Raw genomic sequence first — 24,119 nt, forward strand, 5'->3', positions numbered from 1 at the left:
TTGGGGTCCGGTTCACCCTCCCGTTGCCGTACCGATCCGTACGGGTCACCGGCCCCGAGGAGCGTAGCCGTCGTGAGAGTCATCGTCGTAGGAGCCGGCGTGGTGGGAACCATGCACGCCTGGCACGCAATGAACCGCGGCCACGAGGTCGTACAGATCGAGCGCGAGAGCGAGGCGCGCGGGGCATCGCTCCGCAATTTCGGACAGATATGGGTCAGCGGCCGGGCCGGTGGCGAGGAGCTGGAGACCGCACTTCGCGCCCGTGAGTTGTGGGAGGGCATCGGGGCCCGGGTCCCCGGTCTCGGCTTCCGGCCCTGCGGCTCGCTCACCCCGCTGCGCACCGAGCTGGAGACCGCCGTCGCAGAGGCCGCCGTCGCCCGCCCCGACGCGGCGGCGCGCGGCTACAAGCTGCTCACCGCCGACGAGGCCCGCGCGATCAACCCCGCGCTGCGCGGCGACTTCACCGCCGCCCTGTGGTGCGGGCGGGATGCGGCGGTCGAGCCGCGCACCGCCCAACTGGCACTGAAGCAGGAGCTGTTGAAGTCCGGGCGGTATACGTACCTCGGTGGGCGTGAGGTCCGCGAGGTGATGGGTACCGCCTCCGTCCGCGACGACCACGGCGATGTGCACACCGGTGACGCCGTCATCCTGGCCACCGGCGCCTGGCTCGGCGGACTCGTCCGCGAACTGGCCGGCCCCGATCTGCCGGTGCGCCGCGTACGCCTCCAGATGATGCAGACCGACCCGCTCGGCGAGCCGCTCACCACCTCCGTCGCCGACGCCGACAGCTTCCGCTACTACCCGGCGTACCGGAGCGAGGCGCTGGACACCCTCAACGCCCGGCAGGCACAGGCGCCGACCGCCGCCGAGCACAGGATGCAGCTCCTGATGGTGCAGCGCCGCGACGGCGGACTGACCATCGGCGACACCCACGAGTACGAGCACCCGTTCTCCTTCGACACCGTCGAGGAGCCGTACGAGCACCTCACCGGGGTCGTCGAATCCTTCCTCGGCCGCCCGCTGCCGAGGATCCGCCACCGTTGGGCCGGGGTTTACGCCCAGTGCACCGACACCGGCCGGGTCGTCCACCGCCAGCAGGTGCGAGACGGCGTCTGGCTGGTCACCGGACCAGGTGGCCGCGGCATGACCTGCTCGCCCGCAATCGCCGAAACGACCGCCGACGAACTGGGCTGGTGAAGAAGTTGACCTCGCAGAACCCCCTCGACCTGATTGTGCTCGACATGGCCGGCACCACCGTCGCCGACGGCGGCCTCGTCGAGCAGGCCTTCGCCGCCGCGGCCCAGCGCCTCGGCGTGGAGCCCGGCTCCGCCGACCACGCCGGAAAGCTCGACTACGTACGCGCCACCATGGGCGAGTCCAAGATCTCCGTCTTCCGCCACCTCTTCGGTGACGAGGACCGGGCCCAGCAGGCCAACACCGCCTTCGAGGAGGCGTACGGGGAGCTGGTCGACAGCGGCCTCATCGCCCCGGTCCCCGGCGCCCGCGAGGCGATCGAGGAGCTGAAGGCAGCCGGCCGCACGGTGGTCCTCACCACCGGGTTCGCACGCGTCACCCAGGACGCGATCCTCGCCGCACTCGGCTGGCAGGACCTGGCCGACCTGACCCTGTGCCCCGCCGACGCGGGCGGGCGCGGACGCCCCCACCCGGACATGATCCTCGCCGCCTTCCTGCGCACCGGTGCGGTGGACGGCGTCCAGCAGACCGTGGTCGCCGGGGACACCTCGTACGACATGCTCAGCGGCATCCGCTCCGGGGCCGGGATCGTCGCGGGCGTGCTGACCGGCGCACACGACAAGGACCAGCTGACCCGCAACGGGGCCACGCACGTCCTGCGTTCGGTCGCCGAGCTGCCGGACCTCGTCGCCCGGGCGGAAGCATGACCGGCGGGGCCACCGGCGGGATCCGTTTCGATCAGGTCAGCGTCGCGTACGGCGGGAACACCGTCCTCGACCGGCTCGATCTGACCGTCGAACCCGGCGAGGTCATGGCGCTGCTCGGGCCTTCCGGGTCCGGCAAGACCACCGCCCTGCGCGCCGTCGCCGGATTCGTGCAGCCCGCCTCGGGCCGGGTGTACCTCGGCGACCGCGATGTCACCGGGCTGCCGCCGCACAAGCGCGGCATCGGCATGGTCGTCCAGCAGTACGCCCTCTTCCCGCACATGCGGGTCCACGACAACGTCGCCTTCGGACTCAAGGCCCGCAAGGCGGCGAAGGCGGAGATCCCCGAGCGGGTCGCCGAGGCCCTCGAACTCGTCGGCATGGCCGCCTACGCCGAGCGCTACCCGCGCGAACTCTCCGGCGGCCAGCAGCAGCGCGTCGCCATCGCCCGCGCGCTCGCCATCCGCCCCGGCGTGCTGCTGCTCGACGAACCGCTCTCCGCGCTCGACGCCCGGCTGCGCTCCGGAATGCTCGCCGAACTGGCGCGACTGCACCGGGAGTTGCCGGACGTCTCCATCCTGTACGTCACCCACGACCAGGTCGAGGCGCTCACCCTCGCCGACCGGATCGCGGTCATGGACAAGGCGCGGCTGCAGGACTGCGGCACCCCGCAGGAGCTGTACCGCCGTCCGCGTACGGAGTTCACCGCGTCGTTCGTCGGCAACGCGAATCTGCTGCCGGTCACCGTCGCCGACGGCGCCGACACCGTCGACTTCGCGGGGCGCGCGCTCGACGTACCGACCGGCGAAGCGGCCGGCGGTGCCACCGCCACCCTGTGCGTCCGGCCCCACCTGGTCGGGCTCGGCGACGGGCCCAACGCGCTGAGCGGCACGATCGCCGAGGTGCAGTGGCGGGGCTCCACCCACCGGCTGTACGTCGACGTCGACGGACACCGGGTCAAGGCGGACCTCCGCGAGCTGCGTGAGACGCCGGCGCTCGGTGACACGGTGACGCTGCACTTTGCCGCAGAGGATGCGGTGCTGCTGCCTGCGGGCACGGCACCGGGAACCGGGGGAGGGGCGCATGCCTAGCGCGCCGACCGCGGACGTTCGCCCGGGACCGTCGGGCAGCAGGTCCGTCCTCGAACGCCGGACGGGCTCGATCGACGGCCCGCGCAAGCCGGTCGAGGGCCCGGACCGGGGTGCGGGCGACCGCAGGATCCCCCGCTTCGTCTGGGCGCTGCCGCCCGTCGCCGTCCTCGCACTCGTCTTCCTCTACCCGCTGGCCCTCGTCGTTCAGCAGTCCGTCAGCCCGGACGAGGGCGGCACCTCGCTCGCCCCGTACGGCGACGTGTTCGCCTCCGAGTCGTTCCGCTCCGCGCTGACGACCACCGTGTGGCTGGCGGTCGGTTCGACGGCCGGATGTCTGGTGCTGGGCTTCGTCCTGGCCATGGTCATCGCGTTCGTGCCGTTCCCCGGCGGCAGGGCGGTCGCCAGGTTCATCGACGTCTTCCTCTCCTTCCCGTCGTTCCTGATCACGCTCGCCCTGCTGTTCATCTACGGCAATGCCGGCATGGCCAACGGCCTGTGGACGGACGCCACCGGGGCATCGAGCGGCCCCTTCGACTTCCTCACCACCCCGTGGGGCGTGCTGCTCGCCGAGGTCACCTACTTCACCCCCTTCGTGATGCGCCCGCTGCTCGCCGCGTTCTCGCAGCTCGACACCGCACAGCTGGAGGTGGCGTCCTCGCTGGGCGCGGGGCCGGCCCGGATCGTGCGGCAGGTGATCCTCCCCGATGCGCTCCCCGCGCTCGCCGCGGGCGGCAGCCTCGTCCTCGTGATGTGTCTCAACGAGTTCGGCATCGTGCTGTTCACCGGTGCGAAAGGGGTCACGACCCTGCCGATGCTCGTCTACAGCAAGGCGATCCTGGAGTCCGACTACCCGGCCGCCTGTGTCGTCGCCGTCGTCAACATCGCGATCTCCGTGGGTCTCTACAGCCTGTACCGGATGGTGAGCCGCCGTGTTGGTGCATAGCCGTACGGGGAAGTGGGCCGCCTGGGCCGTGTTCTTCGTGCTCTTCGTCCCGCTGTTCGCGGTGCCGCTGCTGGTCATCCTCGCCGCGTCGTTCACCACCAACTGGTCCGGCGCCTTCCCCTCGGGCCCGACCACCGAGCACTACGCGGCCGCGACCGGCGGCGACTCCCTCCAGGCCCTGACCACCAGCCTGATCACCGCCGTCAGCGCCAGTCTGCTCGCCCTCACCGTCGGCTCCTGGGCCGCGCTCGCCGCCACCTCGCTGCGCAGGCGCGGCAGGAGGTTCCTCGACGCGCTGTTCATGCTGCCGGTCGCCGTGCCGTCGGTCGTCGTCGGCCTCGCCGTGCTCGTCGCGTTCAGTAAGCCGCCGATGCTGCTGAACGGGACGCGCTGGATCGTGATCCTGGCGCACACGATTCTTGTCACGGCGTTCGCCTATTCGTCGGTTTCGGCGGCAATAGTGCGTCTCGACCCGATGTACGAACAGGCGGCGGCCAGCCTCGGCGCCCGACCCTCGTACGTCCTGTGGCGCATCAAGCTGCCGCTCCTGCTGCCGGCCCTGACGGCGGCCGCAGGGCTCTGCTTCGCGCTGTCCATGGGTGAGTTGAGCGCCACGATGATGCTCTACCCGCCGGACTGGACACCGCTCCCGGTGCAGATCTTCGCGGCCACCGACCGTGGCTCGCTGTTCACCGGAGCAGCCGTCGCCGTGGTCCTGATGGGAACGACGCTGCTCGTGCTGCTCGGCGTCGCCCGAATCCGCACCAGGGCCTCGTACCGCTGATCCGTCGATCCGTGGATCGGCCGATACCCCCGTACTGACTCCGGCCGGCTTCCGGCCGACACCCAGGAGATACGACCGCCATGCGCAAGAACCACCTCAAGCCCATAGCCGCCGTCACCGGCTGTCTCGCCCTCGCCGCCACCCTCTCCGCCTGCGGCGGCTCCTCGGCCGCCTCCGACGAGAAGGTCGTCACCGTCTACAGCGCGGACGGCCTCAAGGGCGAGAACGGCGACGGCTGGTACGACAAGGTCTTCAAGGACTTCGAGAAGAAGACCGGCATCGAGGTCAAGTACGTGGAGGGCGGCTCCGGAGAGATGGTGCAGCGCGCCGTCCGCGAGAAGTCCAACACCCAGGCCGATGTGCTGGTCACCCTGCCGCCGTTCATCCAGCAGGCCGACAGCAAGGGCCTTCTGACGGCGTACGCACCGGCCGGCTCCGACAAGGTCGACGGCGCCGACAAGGCGTCCGACTCCAAGTGGACCTCCGTCGTCAACAACTACTTCGGCTTCATCCACAACAAGAAGGAGCTGAAGTCGGCACCCACCACCTGGGAGGAGCTGCTCGACGGAAAGTTCAAGAACAAGATCCAGTACTCCACCCCAGGAGTCGCCGGTGACGGCACGGCCGTACTGATCAAGGCCATGCACGACTTCGGCGGCAAGGAGCAGGCGATGGAGTACCTGAAGAAGCTCCAGGCAAACAACGTCGGCCCGTCCGCCTCCACCGGCAAGCTCGCTCCCAAGGTCGACAAGGGCGAACTGCTCGCCGCCAACGGCGACGTCCAGATGAACTACGCACAGTCCAAGGACATGCCGAACCTCGGCATCTGGTTCCCCGCGAAGGAGGGCGGCAAGGCCACCACCTTCGCTCTGCCGTACGCCGCCGGCCTGGTCGACAAGGCCCCGCACAGCGCCAACGGCAAGAAGCTGCTCGACTTCATGCTCTCCGAGCAGGCCCAGAAGGACGTCAGCGCGGTCGGCGGCGGCTTCTCGGCCCGCAAGGACGTCGAGGCCACCGACGCCAACGCCACCGAGCTTGCCGGGCTGATGGACGGCGTGGAGATCTTCCAGCCCGACTGGTCGGACATCGGCACCAACCTGGACACGTACGTCGAGGCCTGGAAGGCGGCCACCGGCAGCTGACCGCAGGCCGGCGATTCACCTTGAGGAAAAGGGACTTCGGCGGATCATCGCGCAAAGGTAACGGGTCTGGACCGTCCCGAAGGCGGCACCGGGCGGCCGGGCGCCGGTGGTCCGGCACCGGGTGATTCGGCACCGGGCGTTCCGGCCGTATCGGCTGGTTGAACGGACGGCCTAAAATCGGGGATGTCGGCGCTGCACAACGCGGTGCCGCCGGCGTCCCCGCACACGGCGTACGGCAGGAGTCCCACATGGCAGAGCGCAAGCCGATCTCATCCTGGCTCACCGACATGGACGGAGTCCTGATCCACGAGGGGACTCCGATCCCCGGGGCGGATGCCTTCATCAAGCGGTTGCGGGACTCGGGGCTGCCCTTCCTGGTCCTCACGAACAACTCGATCTACACCGCTCGTGACCTCCACGCCCGCCTGGACCGCATGGGTCTCGACGTACCTGTGGAGAACATCTGGACCTCCGCCCTGGCCACCGCCCAGTTCCTGGACGACCAGCGGCCCGGCGGCACGGCGTACGTCATCGGAGAGGCCGGGCTCACCACCGCCCTGCACGACATCGGCTATGTTCTCACCGACCACGACCCGGACTACGTGGTCCTCGGCGAGACCCGCACGTACAGCTTCGAGGCGCTCACCAAGGCGATAAGGCTGATCAACGGCGGCGCCCGCTTCATCTGCACCAACCCGGACGAGACCGGCCCGTCCGCCGAGGGCCCGCTGCCCGCCACCGGGTCCGTCGCCGCCCTCATCACCAAGGCCACCGGCAAGGCCCCGTATTTCGCGGGCAAGCCCAACCCGCTGATGATGCGCACCGGGCTCAACGCGATCGGCGCCCACTCCGAGTCCAGCGCCATGATCGGCGACCGGATGGACACCGATGTGCTGGCCGGCCTGGAGGCGGGGATGCAGACGTTCCTGGTCCTCACCGGTCTCACCGCAATGGCGGATATCGACAGGTACCCCTTCCGGCCGTCCACGGTCGTCGATTCCATCGCCGATCTGGTCGACCTCGTCGACGTGAGCTGAGCCCGGCGGGGCGCCGGCCCGAGGGGGCGGGGGGAAACGTTCCGAGGGGGCCTTGCCTGCCAGCCCCGCCCCCTGTGCTCCTGCGGATGCGAAAAGCCGGAGCAGGCGTGAACCTTCCCTAAGGAGGTTCACGATGCGTTCGATACCCCTCACGTTCTGTGCCGTCGCGGCCGTCGCGGCGACCCTGGTGCCGGCTTCCGCCGCGCTGGCCGAGTCCGGGTCCGACCAGACGGGCTCGGACTCCCGCACCACACTCTCGGTGACCCCGCCCTCCGCCGCCGCGGGCGGCGACGTGGCCCTCAGGCTGGACGCCTGCGGGGGCAAGGAGGCCAGGGGCACTTCCGATGCCTTCGTCTCGGAGGCGCGCTTCTCGCCCGCCACGGACGGGGGGCTCTTCGCGCAGGCCCGGATCAGCTCGGACGCCTCCCCGGGCGACCACGACATCCAGATCGTCTGTACGGACGACAAAGGCACCAAGGCATCCGGCAGGGTCACCGTCATCGACCGCGACCGGGCGACGCCCCTCGCCCCGGTCAGCGCGGGCGGCGGCGGCACCGCCGTCCTCACCGACAAGGAAGCCCATCAGGACGGCCCCGGCGTCGTGCATGTGGTGATCGGTCTGGCCCTGGCCGCCGTCGCGGCCGCCGCCGTGGGGTTCCGCAGCGTGCGCCGTCGCCGCCCGGCCGAGGACTGACGTGTCCGCCCCCGACCGCCCCGAGGGTCGCGGTCGGCTGCTCACCGGAGTGACCTGGGCCGTCCTGCTGATGGGTCTGTGGCTCTGGGGCCGCGACATCGCCGACGGCTCCGGCGCCAGCTCCGCCCCGACCACTGGCGACATCGCCGCGGTCGGGCGCCCGCTCGGCGTCCCGCTGCCGCCGCCGCACGACCCGATCGAGGGCGCCGCGCCGGAGCGCGTCGAGGTCCCGTCGATCGGCGTCGACGCGCCCGTGGTCGCCCGTGGCCTGGACAAGGACGGGGCGATCGAACCACCGCCGTTCGACACGCCCCGGACCGTCGGCTGGTACGGCAGCGGCACCGAGCCCGGCGCGAAGGGCCCCGCCCTCTTCGTCGGCCACGTCGACACCGAGACCCAGCCGGCTGTCTTCTACGGGCTCAGCGCGGCCCGCCCCGGTGCCAAGGTCGAGGTGACCCGCGCGGACGGCAGGGTCGCCGAATTCACCATCGACGACGTTCAGGTCTTCACCCGGGAACGCTTCAACGCCGACAAGGCGTACGGCCCTCGTGAGAAGGGCCGCGCGGAACTCCGTCTGATCACCTGCGGCGGCACCTACGACCGGGCGGCGCGCTCGTACGACGCGAACGTGGTCGTCTCGGCCTACCTCACCGGTGAGAAGTCCGCAGGGAGCGGCAGCGGCTGACGGCGCCGACACGGGAGGCCAGGGGGGCGGACCGTGCCAGACGCTCCAGGTCCATGAACCGCCTTGGCTCAGCACCTTTCTGACGTAACGTCGGCAATCGGTCACTCTCGGCTTCCGGGTGAACGGACAGAAGCCCTGTGCCAGGATGAAGGGGACGCGGCAGTGCACCGCCGCCGCACCCGAGGGGGAGTGGATGTACGGCAGCTGCAACGGCCGGTCGGGCGTGGTGCGGGCGGGTGCGGTGGCCGCGGTCGGGGCCGTTCTGCTGCTCGCGGGATGTTCCTCCTCGTCCGGCTCATCCGGTTCATCCCCCGGTTCCGGCGGCGCGGGAAAGAATGCCGGTGCCATCGGTCAGCGTCCCGGGGGCAGCGATCCGTACTGGGTCAACCCGGACGGGAACGCGGCCAGGCAGGTCGCCGCGTACACGAAGGACGGCGACGGGGAGAACGCCGGCCTGATCGAGAAGATCGCGCGGCAGCCCGTCGGCGAGTGGATCGGCCCGGACGATCCGGAGGCCGAGGCGAAGGGCTTCACGGAGGCGGCCGAGAAGGCCGGCCGGGAAGCGCTGCTGGTCCTCTACAACATCCCGCACCGTGACTGCGGCCAGTTCTCCAAGGGCGGCGCCGCCGACGGCAATGCGTACCGGGCCTGGCTGGAGGGCGTCGCCAAGGGTATCGGTGACCGGCGCGCCACGGTGATCCTGGAGCCGGACGCGCTGCTGCACATGGTCGACGGGTGCACGCCGCAGGAGTTCCACGAGGAGCGGTACGACCTGCTGAAGGGGGCCGCCGAGCGGCTCAAGCAGCAGCCGGACACGCGCGTCTACATGGACGCCGGCAATGCCGGCTGGCGCACCCCCGACGCGCTCTTCCGGCCGCTTTGGCGGGCGGGCATCGCAGCGGCCGACGGATTCGCCGTCAACGTCTCCAACTTTCAGACCACGGCGGCCAGTACGGACTTCGGCAAGCAGCTCTCGGCGAAGATCGGCGACAAGCCGTTCGTCATCGACACCAGCCGCAACGGCAACGGCCCGTACAGCGGGGGCGCGCCCGAGGAGAACTGGTGCAATCCGCCCGGCCGCGCGCTCGGCGAGACGCCGACGACCGACACGGGTGACGAACTGGTCGACGCATACCTCTGGGTCAAGCGGCCCGGCGAGTCCGACGGTGACTGCAAGGGCGGCCCGAAGGCGGGCGATTGGTGGCCCGAGTACGCGCTGGGGCTGGCCCGGGCGACGAAATAGGGTGCGGGGCGCCCCGGATCGCCGGATGCCCCCGTGCGGGGCGCCCCGGATCACCGGACGCCCCGCCCCGGGGACCCGCACCTACGGCACCTCGACCCACATCCCCTCGGACGGCGTCCCCCTGTCGTCCGTCACGAACAGCATGTACCACCCCGACGGAACCAACGCCCGGTTCCCCGGCACCGTCACCGTGATCCCGCCCGCCGTCCTCTTCAGGCCCAGCGCCACCGACCGCTGGTCGGTGTCCGTGACATGGGTGACCGCACTCGGCCGCATCAGCTTCGCCGAGGTGATCGTCGCCCCGCGAGCCGTCGTGAACCTGCCCGTACCGCCGCGTCGGATGCTCTTCGGCCCGGCCGTCAGCTCCGGGCGCGAGCCGCGGTACAGATACGGCGGCGTGTAGATCTCGATGCGCTGCTCGAAGACACCCGGCCGGGTGTTCGCCCGGTCCGCGTAGAGCGAGTCCGAGCCGAAGACCATGACCCGGCCGTCAGGGAGGAGTACGGACCCCGAGTGGTAGTTGCGGCCCACCGCCGGGTCGGCGACCCGCTTGTACGTGTCCGTCCTCGGGTCGTACAGCCGGGCCTGCAGCACATTGGACCCGCCGCGGCCGCGGTAGTCGTTGGAGCCGCCGGTGACCAGCAGCGAGTCGTCGGGGAGGAGGGAGGCGCTCGGATAGCGGGTGCCTTCCTCCAGCGAGGCGCCGTCCCGGAACCTCGGGGCGGGGTCCTTCAGGTCGACCAGACGTGACTTGGCGCTCGACCTGTCGGACTCGCCGACCCCTCCTCCGCCGATGACCATGAACTTCTCGTCCTGGGCCGGGGGCAGCCGTACCGTCGCCGAGGTCTCCATCTCGTCGGCGTCGCCCATGCCGGGGATCTTCCTGAAACGGTTCGTCGCCAGATCCCAGATGCCGGGCTCGCGGCCGACATCGGCGGGGCCGTATCCGGCGTTCGAACCGGAGTAGAAGAGCTTCCCGTCGTTCAGCAGGAAGACCGCGGGGTACGTGGGGAACCTCCGGACGATGCCGGTGTACTGCCACTTCCTGGTCTTCGGGTCGTAGATCTCGTCCTTGCCGGGGACGATCTGCCCGATCTCGTCCAGCCCGGAGAGGGCGAGGACCCTGCCGTCCCGGAGGGTGGTCAGCGTCGGGTACCAGCGCGCCTCGTTCATCGGGTCGACGGTGATGTACTTCTCCGCCACCGGGTCGAACTCGAAGGCTTCCCGGATGCCCTGGAAGTCCTTCTTGTCGAGGGCGAGCTTCTGCGCGATTCCGTACACGTTCCGCGCGTCGGAGCCGGTCAGGCCCGCGATCCGGTAGTTGTCCTCGGTGCCCGTCCCGTACTTCTCACCGGATTTCTGTGCCTCGACATAGATCCGGCCGAGGCCGGCGTCGTTGCGCAGGAACGCGCCGGTCCTCCGGTCGAAGACCTTGGTGGCCCTCTCGACCAGCACCGGATCCTTGGAGACGAACGTCCTGCCGTTGGCACTGCCCGTGAACCGGGTGCCCGCGGGCAGGGTGATCGGCTTGTCCGGGTCCTCGTTGTGGACGATCATCAGGCCGCCGGCCTTGGTGACATCGCCCTTGAGCTTCTCGTAACGCCTGGTGCCGCCGGCTATGAGCAGCTTGCCGTCGGGCAGCTGGGTGTGACCCGAGCAGAACATGTCCTTGGGCGTGGGCATGTTCGTGAACTCATCGGTCTTCGGGTCCCACAGCACCGACCGGAAACTCTTCGCGTCGAAGTTCTTCCGGTTGTTGCCGGAGCCCGCGACGAGCAGCACCTTGCCGGTGTGCAGCAGTGCCGCGTGGATCGTATTGATCCGGTACCCGGAAGGGATGTCCAGGAGGTCCCAGTGGCCGTTCGCGGCCTTGTAGTCCGGCTTATTGATCTTGTACTCGTGGTAGCGCTCGCTGCTGAAGCGGTACACCCACGGCCCGTTCGCTCCCGAGAGCGCCAGAACCACCGCCGTACTCATCGCCATGCGGCGGGTACGGAGGCTCGGACGGTACTTCATCGTTCACGTCCTCCAAGAGCGGTCTGCATGGTCCGTTCGTCGTCGGCCCGCTCGGGATCGGCCCGTATGCGCGCCGGCTGCGGGGGTGGGGTGGTGCGCCGCTTCCGCTTCTCCGTGCGGACGGTGTACTGCCAGCCGAGGACCGGTGCCGCGGTGATCAGCAGTGCCATGGCGGCCCAGGTGAGCATCGCCGGATGGCTGTGTCCGAGTACGAAGGAGGCGGTGATGGAGCCGCCGAAGACCAGGAGGAAGAAGAGGTGGATCCGGAAGGTGCCGAAGAGGGTGTCCGGGCTGGACGAGTCACCCTTGGGCGTCACCACGAACGAGCTCTTGCGGCGCAGCACGGCATCCAGCAGCGAGCGTGCGTAGACCGGGGCGGAGAGCGCGGACATCATCATGCCGGCCAGGCCGCCGGAGCCCTCGGGCTCGTGCGGTGAGACATTGTGCCGCCGGTTCCAGATGTACAGGCCGATCTGGAGCGCCGAGGCATTGCCGTACAACATCATCCAGACCGTCGGGTCGATCTGCACGCCCGAGGCGCCCGTCCCCAGGAACAGGGCGCAACTCAGCGCCGCGAGGATCCAGTTCAGGGCGGACATCGGGTAGAAGATGATCATCATGGTGTAGTTGAAGAGCTTGCCCACGGGGAGCGAGAAGAAGCCCTTCCAGTACTGCTTGAGGATCGTCTCGTACGTCCCCCGCGACCAGCGAAGCTGCTGGGTGAAGAAGTCCGTCCACGCGGTCGGGCCCTCGCCGACGGCCAGCACGTCCGGGGTGTAGACCGAGCGCCACTTGCGGCCGGTCCGCGGATTGCGGGCGCGGTGCATCTCGAAGCCGGTCGCCATGTCCTCGGTGATCGAGTCGTACAGACCGCCGATCTGCTTGAGGGCAGAGATCCGCACCGCGTTGCTGGTGCCGACGAACATAGGGGCGCCGTAGCGGTTGCCCGCGCGCTGGATCAGCGCGTGGAAGAGGAACTGCTGGGACTCGGCGGCCTTGGTGACCAATGTGTCGTAGTTGCCGTAGACCTGCGGGCCGATGACGAAGCCGACGTCCGGGTCACGGAAATAGCCGAGCATCCGCTCCAGATAGTTGGGCAGCGGTACGTGATCGGTGTCGACGGAGGCGAAGAAGTCGTACTCGCCGCCGTGCGCGTCCAGCCAGGCGTTGTAGTTGCCGTGCTTGGTCCTCGCCCGGTGCGCACCCTCGGCCCGGTTCCAGTGCGCGACGCCCTTGCGGGTGAAGTGGTGCACCCCGAGCCGGGCGCAGACCTCCTTCACTGCCGGGTCGTCGCCCTCGTCGAGCAGCCAGACGTGCACCGTCCCGCGGTGCCGGATGCGGACCGCGGCCTGAAGGGTCTTCGTCACCATCTCCAGGGGCTCCTTGCCCGGGACGAAGGAGGTGAGGAAGGCGACCCTGGTGCCGGTCTCCGGTACGACCGGGACCGGGTCGCGCGCGACCAGCGTCGCGTGTGCGTTCGACAGGACGTTCAGTGTGCGGAAGAGCTCGATCAGGCCGATCGAGACCAGCATCACGATGTCGAGGACCAGCAGCGTGTCGTTCTTGAGGTTCGGATCGCGCCGCGTCCAGTGATCCGGCTGCATGAGCCAGACGAACAGGCCGATCGAGACGAGGGGCGCGGCGCCCAGCAGGAGCGCCGCGCGGATTCTGTGCGGCTCCTGCGAGAGCAGCGAGCGGTACTGCACCCGGTACGGTCTGTCCGGATCGGGCCGGGTCAGTGGGCCGGCGAGCCGGCTGTAGTGCTCGTAGTCGTAACGCGGCAACGCATTCTCCGGGTGCCGCCGTTGTTCCCCGGTCCTCGGCCGCGCCAGGATCCGGAGCTGAGTGGTCCGGGAAGGGTCGTTGTTCTGCTGCCGGGCGCCTGTCGGCGTCGACGTCATGGGTCATCCCCCTGCACGCATGGTCGGTGCGTGACTGGTCGGTCGTCTCGGCCGCGGCGATTCCCCGTCGGTCGCCGCGGGCGACATCAATGGCGGGCGACCTTCCGCTCAGAGGCGGAACGGCGCCCTTCCGGTTGCCTGATGCCTCCCCGGCATCTGTCCCTGAGCGGGGCCCCCACCCCACGTGGCGGACAACCGGAACTTCCCCCTCTGCATCCCCCAACTGCATGGCGCATCAGCCTGGTTGGAGCTGGCGGCCCCCTAGACAGGTTGTCCGACCCCGGTCCCGATCGCAAGGGTGAAAAGGGTGGGTTACCAGTCATACGTGCGATTTGCGGAGTCCTTGCGGAGGGGCGCGCGGAGGCGTATGCGAGAGCCCTGTGCGCCTCTGAGTGACGGGACGGCGACTGTGTGACAGCGGCGCGTCGCCCGTGGGTCCCGTGAAAGCGGCGATGCGGGGGTCCGGTTCGCGAACGAACAAGACCCCCTCACGCATGGTGAGGGGGTCTTGACTTTGCGTGCGCCGCCAGGGACTCGAACCCCGGACCCGCTGATTAAGAGTCAGCTGCTCTAACCAACTGAGCTAGCGGCGCCTGCTGACCTGGAGAACTCTACCTGAAGGTGAGGTGTGCTCCTGACCATTTCCCGTCCATCACGGCCTGTCGGATGGTCGTTTTTTCTCTTCTGTCCGTCAAAATGCGATATGTCAGGAGAGTTGAGACACTGGCGCCCGTGCAGATGCGCCCAAAGATCTTGACGAGCACGGAGGGGAGTCGCATGACTGTGCCGGCTTTCGAGGAGTACGTCCCCGCCGGCGACTGCACCTGTGCGGGATGCGCCGCACAACGGCGCAGCGCCGCCAGTGCCTTGCCCATGCGGTACGGAGGTCATCCGGCCGCACATGGCGCGCGCCGCGCGCTGGTGCTGGTCACCGCGGCCGGAGTGGTGCTGAGCACCGGCGTGGCCGAGGCGGCGAGCGCGCCGGGCGACCGGGCGGCGGAGCCGACCGGAGCCGCCCGTGCGGACGGGACGACGGTGTCGGTGGACCCGGAGACCCCGGCCGACGAGGGCGACCCGCTCACCCCGGCCGACCGGGATCCGGGCAGTCCGCAGGGCGGGCCGGGGCCGCTGCGGGGCGCGGGGGCCTCGGGCCCGCCCTCGTCCACCGGGACCACATTGCGCAAGACCAGCCGGGCCGCGATCATCGACCGCGCGAAGAAGTGGGTGTCCGCACCGGTTCCGTACAGCATGAGCAAGTACTGGTCCGACGGCTACCGGCAGGACTGCTCCGGCTATGTGTCGATGGCCTGGAAGCTGCCCGGCAACGAGTGGACCGGCAGCCTCGCCAAGTACGGGCAGAAGATCGCGCGGTCGAAGCTGCAGCCAGGCGACATCCTGCTCTTCCACAATCCGGCCAACCCCTCGAAGGGCTCGCACGTCACGATCTTCGGCGGCTGGACCGACAAGACGCACACCCGCTACACGGCGTACGAGCAGACGAAGCCGCACACCCGCAAGCAGACGACGCCCATGGCGTACTGGACCAACTCCGGCAAGTACGTCGCGTACCGCTACAAGGCGCTCAGCAGCGACAGCGGAGTGTCGACGAAGGCGTTCCCGGGTGCCGGAAAGTTCGGCCCCGGCATCAACAACACGTACGTCACCCAGCTCGGGAAGATGCTCGTGGACCGGGGTGGCAAGCGCTTCTACAAGGTCGGCCCCGGGCCGGGCTGGGGCGAGGCCGACCGGCGCGCGACCCGGGCTTTCCAGGAAGCCCAGGGCTGGAAGGGCAAGGAAGCGGACGGCATTCCCGGCCCCCACACCTGGCGCCACCTGGCCAACGGGACCGGTCGCGACATCCCTGCCACCAGGAGCGGCCAGGGTGATTCGAACTCGGCTTCGAAGTTCCCCGGGCGGGGCCATTTCCGGCCCGGTCGGTCGAACAGCCATGTCGACAGGCTCGGCAAGCAGTTGGTGAAGAAGGGATACGGCAAGCACTACCTGTCGGGACCGGGACCCCGGTGGACCGAGGCGGACCGGCGCAATGTCGAGGCATTCCAGCAGGCCCAGGGCTGGCGGGGCGGAGCGGCCGACGGCTACCCCGGCCCGGAGACCTGGCGACGACTCTTCGCGTGACAAAAAGGACATGACGGAGGCGGGAATGGGATCCACGGTGTCGGACAGCTCCGGAACCCCGGAGGACGCGAGGGAACGGGAGCAGGGGGAAACGCCGGTGCGGGTGTGGGGTCCGGACCAGGTGAAGGCGCGCGACGGGGCGGGGGCTCCGGGCGAGGAGACGGCTCTTGAATCGGGGCGCGGCGCGGGCTCAGGGGCGGCATCGGGTTCGGGTGACCGTGCGGGCCCGGGGGCCGCCCCGGACGGGGAGCCGGGCGCCGGTCCCGACTCGGTGGTCGACCTCGTGCTGGACCTGGTCCGGGGTGAGGACGTGGACTCCGCAACCCTCGGCGCGACCTCGGCCTCGGTATCGGTCCCGGCCGTGGGCACCGCACCTGTCCCGGACGCCGCGCCCGTCCCGGCCCTGACCGGCCACCGCGCCGGGCCCGGTTCCGACGCCCCGTCCTCCCCCTTGCCTCCGTCCCCGTCTCCCTCCCCGCACCGGGCCGTCCCCGACACCGTCTGCGGCTCCCTCCCCGCCGCCGGGGGTGACGGGGCCGAGCACGCCGACGACGCCCCGCGAAGGACCGGGCGGCATCACGCGGTCATCACCAATGAGCGGACCGCCACGATCCCCGTACACCTCCTCTTCCGTGAGGACCCCGAGCGCACCGACGCAGCCGCGCTCCCCGCCGGTGTGATGCGGAGGGGGGCCGACGGTGACCAGCCGTCGGAGGGGGTGCGTCGGCCGCCCGTGCCGAGGGGGCCGCAGGTGCAGCCCTCGACGCGGCCGGCGCCGACCGGTGATCCGCAGCTTGTCGAGCGGTCGGGGCCTGCGCTGCCCGGCTGGGTGGCACTGCTTGCCGGGCCGGCCGCGATCGCTGCCGGTGGGGCTGTCCTCTGGTGGGTCGGCGCGCTGCCCGCCACCACGCTCGCCCGGGTCGGGATCGGCTCGCGTCCGTACGACGGGATCGGTTCCGGTGCCTGGGCGGTGCTCGCCGTGCTGGTGACGGCGGCGCTCTTCGCGCTCGGCGGCCTGAGTCGCGGACGGGTCGGGTATGCCTGGGTGCTGACGCTCTTCGGCGAGTACCGGGGGAGTGTGCGGCGGACCGGGCTGATGTGGATCAGCCCGCTGCTGCAGCGCCGCCGGGTCGACGTACGCCTGCGGCACTGGCGCAGCGAACCGCTCCCCGCCGTGGATGCCAACGGTACGGCGCTGCGCGTCGTCGTCCTCGTCATCTGGCGGATCAGGGACACCGTACGGGCGACGCTCGGGGTCGCGGACCATGAGGCGTATCTGCGGGAGCAGGTCGAGGCGGCGATGGCCCGGGTCCTCTCGCAGCTGCCCGCCGACGCCTTCCACGAGGACGCGCACACCCTGCGCAACGCGGAGGCCGTCGGTGATGCTCTGACCCGGATGCTGAAGGCGGACTGCGAACCCGTCGGCATCGAGGTGTACTCCGCGCAGCCGACCGGAATCGAGTACGCACCGGAGATCGCCGCGGCCATGCAGCGTCGCCGGATCGCCGCCATCGACGCCAAGCACCGTGACAGTGTGCTGACTTCGGTGGTTGACGCGGTGGACGACACTGTCAACCGGCTGACCGCGAGGGGGCTCGTGGAGCTGGACGACTACGAACGGAAGGTGCTGGTCAAGGACTTGACGGTGGCCTTCTACACCGGACGCAGTGGCGGGGAGGGCGCCTGAGGGCTTCGGGGGGCGCGCCGACGGCGAAACGGAATCCAACTCCCATTGGTCTGGACATGTTCATATCGCGTCAATAATCTAAGGCTTGGTCTAGACCGCAGCACGTGCGCGCATCAGGGCTCATGGAACCTCCCCCACGTTCTTGAGGAGCGACAGCAATGCGTAAAAGGGCAAGCGCGGCCGTAGTCGGCCTGGCGATAGCGGGCGCCTCGATGTTCGCGACGAGCAGTGCCGGTAGCCACGGCTACACCGACAACCCCATCAGCCGCCAGAAGCTCTGCGCCAATGGCACGGTGACCGGTTGCGGCAACATCCAGTGGGAGCCGCAGAGCGTCGAGGGCCCCAAGGGCTTCCCGGCGGCAGGGCCGGCCGACGGCAGGATCTGCTCCGGCGGCCACTCCGAGTTCGCCCAGCTCGACGACCCGCGCGGCGGCAACTGGCCCGCCACCGATGTCACCGCGGGGCAGGGCTTCGGCTTCCGCTGGCAGTTCACCGCGCGCCACGCCACGACGGACTTCCGCTACTACATCACCAAGAACGGCTGGGACCCCACCAAGCCCCTCACCAGGGCCGACCTGGAGCCGCAGCCCTTCATGACGGTGCCGTACGGCGGTAAGCAGCCCCCGGCGACCCTGACCCAGCAGGGCACCATCCCCACCCAGAAGACCGGGAAGCACATCATCCTGAGCGTCTGGACCATCGCGGACACGGCGAACGCGTTCTATGCGTGCTCCGATGTTCAGTTCTGACGTGTAGTCAGTTACCGTGCGGCGCCATGGGGAGCGCAGGCACCGTCGCGGAGCTCGTACAGCGCCAATGGGGCGACCACCGGCCCGGACTGAGATCTGAGGACACCGTCCTCAGCCATCACCAGGTCGCCTCGGGCGCTGCCGCACGGGCCGCGCTCCTGGCGGATCTGCTGCCGGCGGGCAGCGAACCGCACCTCGGGGTGCTGCTGGACAACACCCCTGAATTTGCCCTCTGGTTGAGCGCGGCGGCCCTGGCCGGGGTCGCCGTCGCCGGTATCAACCCCACCCGGCGCGGCGCTGAACTGGCCCGCGACATCCTGCACATCGACTGCCGCGTCCTGGTGACCGAACGCGCGCATCTCTCGCTGCTCGACGGCCTGGATCTCCCGGGTGTACGGGTGCTGGTCACCGACACCGATGCGTACACCGAACTGCTCGCCCCGTACGCCGGAGCGAAACCGGGCGACACGGTCCTGGCCGAAGTCGGGCCCGGAACCCGGATGCTGCTCTACTTCACCTCGGGCTCGACCGGTGCCCCCAAGGCCGCGATCTGCTCCCAGGGGCGGCTGGCAGCGGCCGGGCGGTCCCTCGTCGATCACTTCGGCGTCCGGCGCGAGGACGTCCACTACATCTGCATGCCGATGTTCCACGGCAACGCGGTGATCGCCGACTGGGCTCCCGCGCTGGTCGGCGGGGCCGCGGTCGCACTGTGCCGCCGCTTCTCGGCCTCAGGATTCCTCGACGACGTACGGGCGCACGGCGCTACGTACTTCACCTATGTCGGCCGCGCTGTGCAGTATCTGCTGGCCACCCCCGAGCGCCCCGACGACCGCGAGCATTCGCTACGGCTCGGCTTCGGCACCGAAGCCGGCGCGGTGGACGCGGCCCGCTTCCGGGAGCGGTTCGGGGTGCGGCTGGTCGAGGGCTACGGCTCCTCCGAGGGCGGCGCGGCGATCCAGCGGACCCCGGACACCCCGGAGCGTGCGATCGGGAAGGCGGCGTCGCGCGACGATCTCGCGGTCGTCGACCCGGAGACCGGCGAGGAGCGGGCCGCCGCGGTCTTCGACGAGTCCGGAAGGCTGACCAACGGGGCTGATGCGATAGGGGAGTTGGTCAACCGGGGCCGTACGCCCTTCGAGGGTTACTGGCGCAACGCGGCGGCGGAAGCGGACCGGGTGCACGGCGGCTGGTACTGGACCGGGGACCTCTTCTTCCGCGACGCCGACGGCTTCCTCTACTTCGCGGGCCGTACGGACGACCGGCTGCGGGTGGACAGCGAGAACCTGGCTGCCGCGGTGATCGAGAACATCCTGGCCCGCTGGCAGGACGCGGCGGCCGTGGCGGTGTACGCGGTGCCGGACCCGGTCGCCGGTGACCAGGTGATGGCGGCGCTCGCGATGCGGGAGGGCACCGCCTTCGACCCGTCCGCCTTCGCCGCGTTCCTCGGGGCGCAGACGGACCTGGGTACGAAGATGGCCCCCCGCTTCGTGCGCATCGTCCCGGCGATGCCGGTGACGGCGACGAACAAGGTGCACCGGGTGGGGCTGCGCCGCGAGGGGTTCTGGTGCGGGGGGTCGGTGTGGTGGAACGGTGCCCGGGGCGGGTACGAAGCGTTCGGCGAGGAACAACTGGAAGCCCTGCTGGGCGAGTTCAAGGCACACGGGCGAGACGGCCTGCTGCCCTCGATCTCCCCCATGGCCTGAAGGCCATGGCAGGGGCCCCTCGACGGGCTTGAGGATCAGGCCCGTCCGGCGACCGAGGACAGAGCGGCGAGGTGGGTGGAGCCGCACTGAGACCGACCGGCAAATAGGGGGCGGCGTCGCGGGGCTGGGCACGCACATCTGCCGCGTTGTCGTCAATCATCATGGCTCCTCCCCAAGCTCTCGGCTGCGCTCGGAGACCCCATCTGTCTCAATCCTCCGCCTCGCAGCTGCACGCACCCAGCCCCGCTCCTTCTCCCACCCCCCATTTGCCGGTCGGTCTAATGCGTCAGGACCAGCTCCTCCCGCGCCGCCACCGCGGACCTCCGTCGCAGCAGCGTCACGGTCAGCACCGCTCCCGCCAGCAACAGCGCGGCCCCAGCCACTGAGGCGTACTGCATGCTGTGCACGAATGCCTCCCTCCCGACCGAGATCAGCGAACCGTCCCCCGTGGCCACCGCGCCCGGCAGCGTCTTGCGGGCCGCCTCCGGTGCCGAGCCGGGCATGTCCGCGCTGTAGACCGCCGTGGCCACCGCACCCAGCAGGGCCATCCCCATCGCACCGCCGAACTCCTGGCCCGTCTCCAGCAGCGAAGCCGCCGAACTCGCCTTCTCCGGCGGGGCGGTGGACAGCGCCAGGTCCGAGACGAGCGCCATCACGGTGACGATGCCGCAGCTCATCACTGCGCAGCCGCCGAGCAGCAGCCACAGCGAGTCCGTACCGGTCAGGGCGAGTACGGCGAAGCCGGCGGCGGCGATGACGAAACCGGCGCAGACGACTCGCGTACGGTCGGTCCGCTGGGCGATCGCCGTGGCCGTCGGGGCCGCGGCACCCACCGCCAGTGACGGGGCCAAGCTCCACAGCGCGGCCTCCATCGTGCCCATGCCGAGCACCGACTGCAGATACTGCGTGGTGAAGAACGCCGAGCCCATCATGGCGAAGGCGGCCAGCGAGTTCAGCCCGATTCCCGCCGCGAAGCCGCGGTCGCGGAACAGTTCCCGGCTGATCATCGCGTCGCTGCGGCTGCGCTGGCGGCGGACGAAGAACCAGCCGACGAGGAGCCCGGCGGCGACGATCAGTCCGTATCGCAGATCGATCCCATGGGCGGCGCTCTCCTTGATCCCGTAGACGACGGGCAGCACGGCACCCATCGACAGCGGCACGCTCAGGAAGTCGAACCGACCGGGGTTCGGGTCCTTGAACTCCGGAACCAGCACCGGCACCAGGACCAGCAGCAGCACCATCGCCGGAACATTGATGAGAAAGACCGAACCCCACCAGAAGTGCTGCAGCATGACCCCGCTGAGCACCGAGCCGAGCGCGATCCCGCCGGCCATGGCACCCGACCAGATGCCGATGGCCCGGCCGCGCTGCCGCTCGTCGCGGAACATGTTCCGCACGAGACCCATCGTCGACGGCATCAGCGTCGCACCGCCGATCCCGAGCAGCGCGCGGGCCGCGATCAGCATCTCGGGGCTGGTGGAGTACGCGGCCGCGACGGACGCGGTACTGAACGCGAACGCCCCGAGGAGCAGCAGCCTGCGGCGGCCGATCCGGTCACCGAGCGAGCCCATCGTGATCAGCAGACCGGCCAGGGCGAAGGCGTACACATCGAAGATCCAGAGCTGCTGGGTGGCGCTGGGGGCGAGATCCCGGTCGATGGACGGGATTGCGAAGAAGAGGACGGAGACGTCCATCGAGACGAGGAGGAGGGGCAGCAGGAGGACCACGAAGGCGGTCCATTCCCGGCGACCGGCGAGGTGGCCGCGCTCGGCGGTGGTGCTCGTGGCGTTCGTCATGCCAGGAAATGTACGAGCGTTTAAAACGCTTGTCTAGTACGCATGTGTAAAACGTTCGTACATCTCTATGGGCAGCAAAAAACGCACTGGGCGGCTCACGTGTGTACGTGAACCGCCCAGTGCGTTGTCTGTGCGCCGCCAGGGACTCGAACCCCGGACCCGCTGATTAAGAGTCAGCTGCTCTAACCAACTGAGCTAGCGGCGCCTGCTGACCAGAAAATAATACCTGGTTCCGAGGGGTGCTGATGACACGCGCCCGCGACGGGTCCGCGGGGACATCCGGCCTGACCGGACGGCCACTAGGAGGGTGCTGAAGATCTTGGCCGGGCTCGCGACGCCCGGCACGCACATCTGCGGCGTTACCGAAACGCCCTCATAGCTCCTTCCCCAAGCTCTCAACTTCGTTCGAGCAGGGGAGACCCCATTCGAGGACGCTCCGGCGCCTTGCAGCTGCACGCACCGAACGCCGCTCCCTGAACCGGCCAAGATCTTCAGCACCCTCCTAGTGGCTGGGGAGTGACACGCGGGCGGTGAGCCCGCCGCCGGGGTTGGGGGTCAAGGTCAGGTCGCCGTGGTGGGCGCGGACGATACCGGCGACGATGGCCAGGCCGAGGCCGTGCCCGCGGCGCGCGGGGTCCTTCTCGGCCATGCGTCCGCTGCCGCGCAGGAACGGTTCGGTGAGGTGGTCGACCGTGTCGGGCAGGAGGGGCCCGGTGTTGGTGACGGTCAGGACGGCGCGGCCAGGGTGTACCGGGTCGGGGCCGGTGGTCAGGGTGAGCGATCCGCCGGTGGGCAGGTTGTGCCGCAGGGCGTTGTGGAGCAGGTTCAGGGCGAGCTGGCGGAGCAGTACGCCGTCGCCGGTGGCCGGGGCCGGGTGGATGTCGGCGGAGAGGGTGATGCCTCGTGTCCGGGCTTCCTCGCGGACGAGATCGAGGGCTTCTTCGGCGGTGTCGGCGAGATCGAGGGGCTGGGTGGTGGGCGGGGTGTGGTCGAGGGCGGAGAGTTGCAGCAGGGCGTCGGTGACCTCGATGCCGCGCTGGTTGGTCTCGCGCAGCCGGGCCACGAGTCGGGGGTACTCCTGGCCGTCGGGGTCGGCGGTGGCGACGTCGAGCATGGTGCGGTTGATGGCGAGCGGGGTGCGCAGTTCGTGCGAGGCGTTGGCGGCGAAGCGCTGCTGGGCGTCGAAGGACCGCTGCAGGCGGGCGAGCATGGTGTCGAAGGTGTCGGAGAGATCGGTGAACTCGTCGCGCGGACCGGTGAGTCCGATGCGGTGGTCCAGGGAGCCGTCGGCCGCCCGCCTGGCAGCTCGGGTGATGTCCTGCAGGGGCCGCAGGACGCGGCCCGCGATGAACCAGCCGCCGCCGACCCCGACGAGCGCCAGCAGGAGCAGCGTGAGGCCGGAGGCTTCGAGCAGGTTCTGAAGGATCTCCTGCCGGGAAGGGGCGCCGCTGTCGTCCCGTGGGTTCGCGGCGGTCAAAGGGTAGTTGGGCACGAAGCGCATGGCCAGGTAGACAACGGCAAGGGTGAACGCGCCCGCGACGACCACGAACAGGGCATAAGTGAGGGTGAGCTTCATCCGGGCGGTCAGCCGCCGCGGCCGAATGGGGCGCGCCGGGTCGTCCGCCGCCGGTGCCGCTGCGGTGGCTCGGTGGGGTGCCGATCGCCGGTTCACCGTCCGTGTCCCGCCGGTTCGTCGAGCCGGTATCCGACGCCGGGCACGGTGTGGATGGACCACGGTTCGCCCAGCCGTTTGCGGAGCGTGGACATGGTGATGCGGACAGCGTTGGTGAACGGGTCGGCGTTCTCGTCCCAGGCCCGCTCCAGCAGTGTCTCCGCGCTGACGACCCCGCCCCGCGCCGTCATGAGGACTTCCAGGACGGCGAACTGTTTCCTGGTGAGCGCGACGTACTTCCCGTCGCGGAAGACTTCGCGCCGGAACGGGTCCAGCCGGATTCCGGCGTACTCGAGGACCGGGGGTGTGCTGTCCTTGGGCCGGCGGGCCAGTGAGCGGAGCCGTACGACCAGCTCTTTCAGGTCGAAGGGCTTGGTCAGGTAGTCGTCGGCGCCGATCTCGAACCCGGTGACCTTCTCGCTGAGGAGGCCCGCCGCCGTCAGCATGAGCACGCGGCAGCCGAGGCGCCGCTGCACGATGATCCGGCACACGTCGTCGCCGTGCGTGCCGGGGATGTCGCGGTCGAGTACGACGACGTCGTACTCGTTCACGTCGAGGCGCTCCAGGGCGGTGTCGCCGTCCCCGGCGATGTCGGAGGCGATGGCCTCAAGCCTCAGACCCGCCTGCACCGCCTCGGCGAGATACGGCTCGTCCTCGACAATCAGCACCCGCATGCGGCCTCTCCCACTCTGTCTCAAACCGGCCGATACCCGACTTCCGGTCCAGCCTACGGCCCTATGAGGGAACGGTGGCGAAGAGTGATTTCCGCACTGCGGAGGGCTCCTGCCGAGATTCCCGCCGCGAGCCGGACCGGCCGCCGGTCCTGTACCCGGCCATCCCTATTGGAGCGGTCCGGGCCTATCGAAAACGTATCGGGAAATCGAGACGGCCCGACAACACGGCCCGCCCTTGACTCAAGGCATTACCGAGCGGCACCCGCCG

Annotated in this window: 19 protein-coding genes and 2 tRNA genes; 14 read left to right on the forward strand and 7 right to left on the reverse strand. The window is 69.9% G+C overall.

All coding sequences use genetic code 11. From position 1 onward, the window contains the following. The first annotated feature begins 72 nt into the window (after nt 1–72). The 10 genes from IEZ15_RS03280 (at nt 73) to IEZ15_RS03325 (ending at nt 9,517) form a co-directional block, all read left to right on the forward strand. Nucleotides 73–1,197, forward strand: coding sequence for a TIGR03364 family FAD-dependent oxidoreductase (locus tag IEZ15_RS03280; RefSeq protein WP_114244694.1), 1,125 nt, complete (start codon nt 73–75; stop codon nt 1,195–1,197). Beyond that, nucleotides 1,194–1,901, forward strand: coding sequence for a phosphonatase-like hydrolase (locus IEZ15_RS03285; protein WP_268250335.1), 708 nt, complete (start codon nt 1,194–1,196; stop codon nt 1,899–1,901). Before IEZ15_RS03280 ends, IEZ15_RS03285 begins: the two co-directional genes overlap by 4 nt. Next, a complete protein-coding gene (locus IEZ15_RS03290; RefSeq protein ID WP_189274083.1) occupies nt 1,898–2,989 on the forward strand; it encodes an ABC transporter ATP-binding protein in 1,092 nt (363 codons plus the stop codon). Before IEZ15_RS03285 ends, IEZ15_RS03290 begins: the two co-directional genes overlap by 4 nt. Next, nucleotides 2,982–3,932, forward strand: coding sequence for a 2-aminoethylphosphonate ABC transporter permease subunit (locus tag IEZ15_RS03295; RefSeq protein WP_189274085.1), 951 nt, complete (start codon nt 2,982–2,984; stop codon nt 3,930–3,932). The genes IEZ15_RS03290 and IEZ15_RS03295 overlap by 8 nt, the downstream gene beginning before the upstream one ends. Next, nucleotides 3,919–4,716, forward strand: coding sequence for an ABC transporter permease (locus IEZ15_RS03300; RefSeq protein WP_189274087.1), 798 nt, complete (start codon nt 3,919–3,921; stop codon nt 4,714–4,716). Before IEZ15_RS03295 ends, IEZ15_RS03300 begins: the two co-directional genes overlap by 14 nt. Nucleotides 4,717–4,796: 80 nt before the next feature. Next, nucleotides 4,797–5,858 (forward strand): 2-aminoethylphosphonate ABC transporter substrate-binding protein, encoded by a 1,062-nt coding sequence (locus IEZ15_RS03305; RefSeq protein WP_189274089.1) that lies wholly within the window; start codon nt 4,797–4,799, stop codon nt 5,856–5,858. A 248-nt stretch (nt 5,859–6,106) separates the two neighbouring features. Then, the gene (locus IEZ15_RS03310; protein WP_189274091.1) at nt 6,107–6,895 is read left to right on the forward strand and encodes an HAD-IIA family hydrolase; all 789 of its coding nucleotides are present in this window, start codon (nt 6,107–6,109) and stop codon (nt 6,893–6,895) included. 133 nt (nt 6,896–7,028) lie between these two features. Beyond that, nucleotides 7,029–7,589: a hypothetical protein gene (locus tag IEZ15_RS03315; RefSeq protein ID WP_189274093.1), complete on the forward strand. Its 561-nt coding sequence runs from the start codon at nt 7,029–7,031 to the stop codon at nt 7,587–7,589. A gap of 1 nt (nt 7,590) precedes the next feature. Next, a complete protein-coding gene (locus IEZ15_RS03320; protein WP_114244685.1) occupies nt 7,591–8,274 on the forward strand; it encodes a class F sortase in 684 nt (227 codons plus the stop codon). Nucleotides 8,275–8,467: 193 nt separating this feature from the next. Beyond that, nucleotides 8,468–9,517 (forward strand): glycoside hydrolase family 6 protein, encoded by a 1,050-nt coding sequence (locus tag IEZ15_RS03325; RefSeq protein WP_189274665.1) that lies wholly within the window; start codon nt 8,468–8,470, stop codon nt 9,515–9,517. Nucleotides 9,518–9,598: 81 nt separating this feature from the next. Here the strand turns inward: IEZ15_RS03325 and glxA are convergent, their stop codons facing one another. From glxA to IEZ15_RS03340, 3 genes are all read right to left on the reverse strand, one after another. Beyond that, nucleotides 9,599–11,533 carry a radical copper oxidase GlxA gene (gene glxA / locus IEZ15_RS03330; RefSeq protein ID WP_189274095.1) on the reverse strand — a complete coding sequence of 645 codons (1,935 nt, stop codon included), beginning with the start codon at nt 11,531–11,533 and terminating at the stop codon, nt 9,599–9,601. Then, the gene (locus IEZ15_RS03335) at nt 11,530–13,434 is read right to left on the reverse strand and encodes a glycosyltransferase family 2 protein (protein WP_189274097.1); all 1,905 of its coding nucleotides are present in this window, start codon (nt 13,432–13,434) and stop codon (nt 11,530–11,532) included. Before IEZ15_RS03335 ends, glxA begins: the two co-directional genes overlap by 4 nt. A 519-nt stretch (nt 13,435–13,953) precedes the next feature. Next, nucleotides 13,954–14,027: transfer RNA gene (locus IEZ15_RS03340), tRNA-Lys, on the reverse strand. Nucleotides 14,028–14,211: 184 nt separating this feature from the next. Between IEZ15_RS03340 and IEZ15_RS03345 the strand changes: the two genes are divergently transcribed. The 4 genes from IEZ15_RS03345 (at nt 14,212) to IEZ15_RS03360 (ending at nt 19,709) form a co-directional block, all read left to right on the forward strand. Next, nucleotides 14,212–15,570 carry a peptidoglycan-binding protein gene (locus IEZ15_RS03345; RefSeq protein WP_189274099.1) on the forward strand — a complete coding sequence of 453 codons (1,359 nt, stop codon included), beginning with the start codon at nt 14,212–14,214 and terminating at the stop codon, nt 15,568–15,570. After that, entirely contained in the window at nt 15,479–17,257 is a 1,779-nt protein-coding gene (locus IEZ15_RS03350; protein ID WP_444545158.1) for an SPFH domain-containing protein, read from the forward strand. Before IEZ15_RS03345 ends, IEZ15_RS03350 begins: the two co-directional genes overlap by 92 nt. A gap of 158 nt (nt 17,258–17,415) precedes the next feature. Then, on the forward strand, nt 17,416–18,006 hold the full coding sequence (locus IEZ15_RS03355) for a lytic polysaccharide monooxygenase auxiliary activity family 9 protein (protein WP_189274101.1): 591 nt from the start codon (nt 17,416–17,418) through the stop codon (nt 18,004–18,006). A gap of 26 nt (nt 18,007–18,032) precedes the next feature. Beyond that, nucleotides 18,033–19,709 carry an AMP-binding protein gene (locus tag IEZ15_RS03360; protein ID WP_189274102.1) on the forward strand — a complete coding sequence of 559 codons (1,677 nt, stop codon included), beginning with the start codon at nt 18,033–18,035 and terminating at the stop codon, nt 19,707–19,709. Nucleotides 19,710–19,987: 278 nt separating this feature from the next. Here the strand turns inward: IEZ15_RS03360 and IEZ15_RS03365 are convergent, their stop codons facing one another. From IEZ15_RS03365 to IEZ15_RS03380, 4 genes are all read right to left on the reverse strand, one after another. Then, nucleotides 19,988–21,505: an MFS transporter gene (locus IEZ15_RS03365; RefSeq protein WP_189274105.1), complete on the reverse strand. Its 1,518-nt coding sequence runs from the start codon at nt 21,503–21,505 to the stop codon at nt 19,988–19,990. Between the two features lie 131 nt (nt 21,506–21,636). After that, nucleotides 21,637–21,710 (reverse strand) — tRNA-Lys (locus tag IEZ15_RS03370). Between the two features lie 297 nt (nt 21,711–22,007). Beyond that, nucleotides 22,008–23,177: a sensor histidine kinase gene (locus IEZ15_RS03375; protein WP_229845723.1), complete on the reverse strand. Its 1,170-nt coding sequence runs from the start codon at nt 23,175–23,177 to the stop codon at nt 22,008–22,010. Further along, the gene (locus IEZ15_RS03380; protein ID WP_114244676.1) at nt 23,174–23,851 is read right to left on the reverse strand and encodes a response regulator transcription factor; all 678 of its coding nucleotides are present in this window, start codon (nt 23,849–23,851) and stop codon (nt 23,174–23,176) included. The genes IEZ15_RS03375 and IEZ15_RS03380 overlap by 4 nt, the downstream gene beginning before the upstream one ends. Between the last annotated feature and the right edge of the window lie 268 nt (nt 23,852–24,119).

Origin of the sequence: Streptomyces atratus, assembly GCF_014648655.1 — a bacterium.
Lineage (GTDB): Bacteria > Actinomycetota > Actinomycetes > Streptomycetales > Streptomycetaceae > Streptomyces > Streptomyces atratus.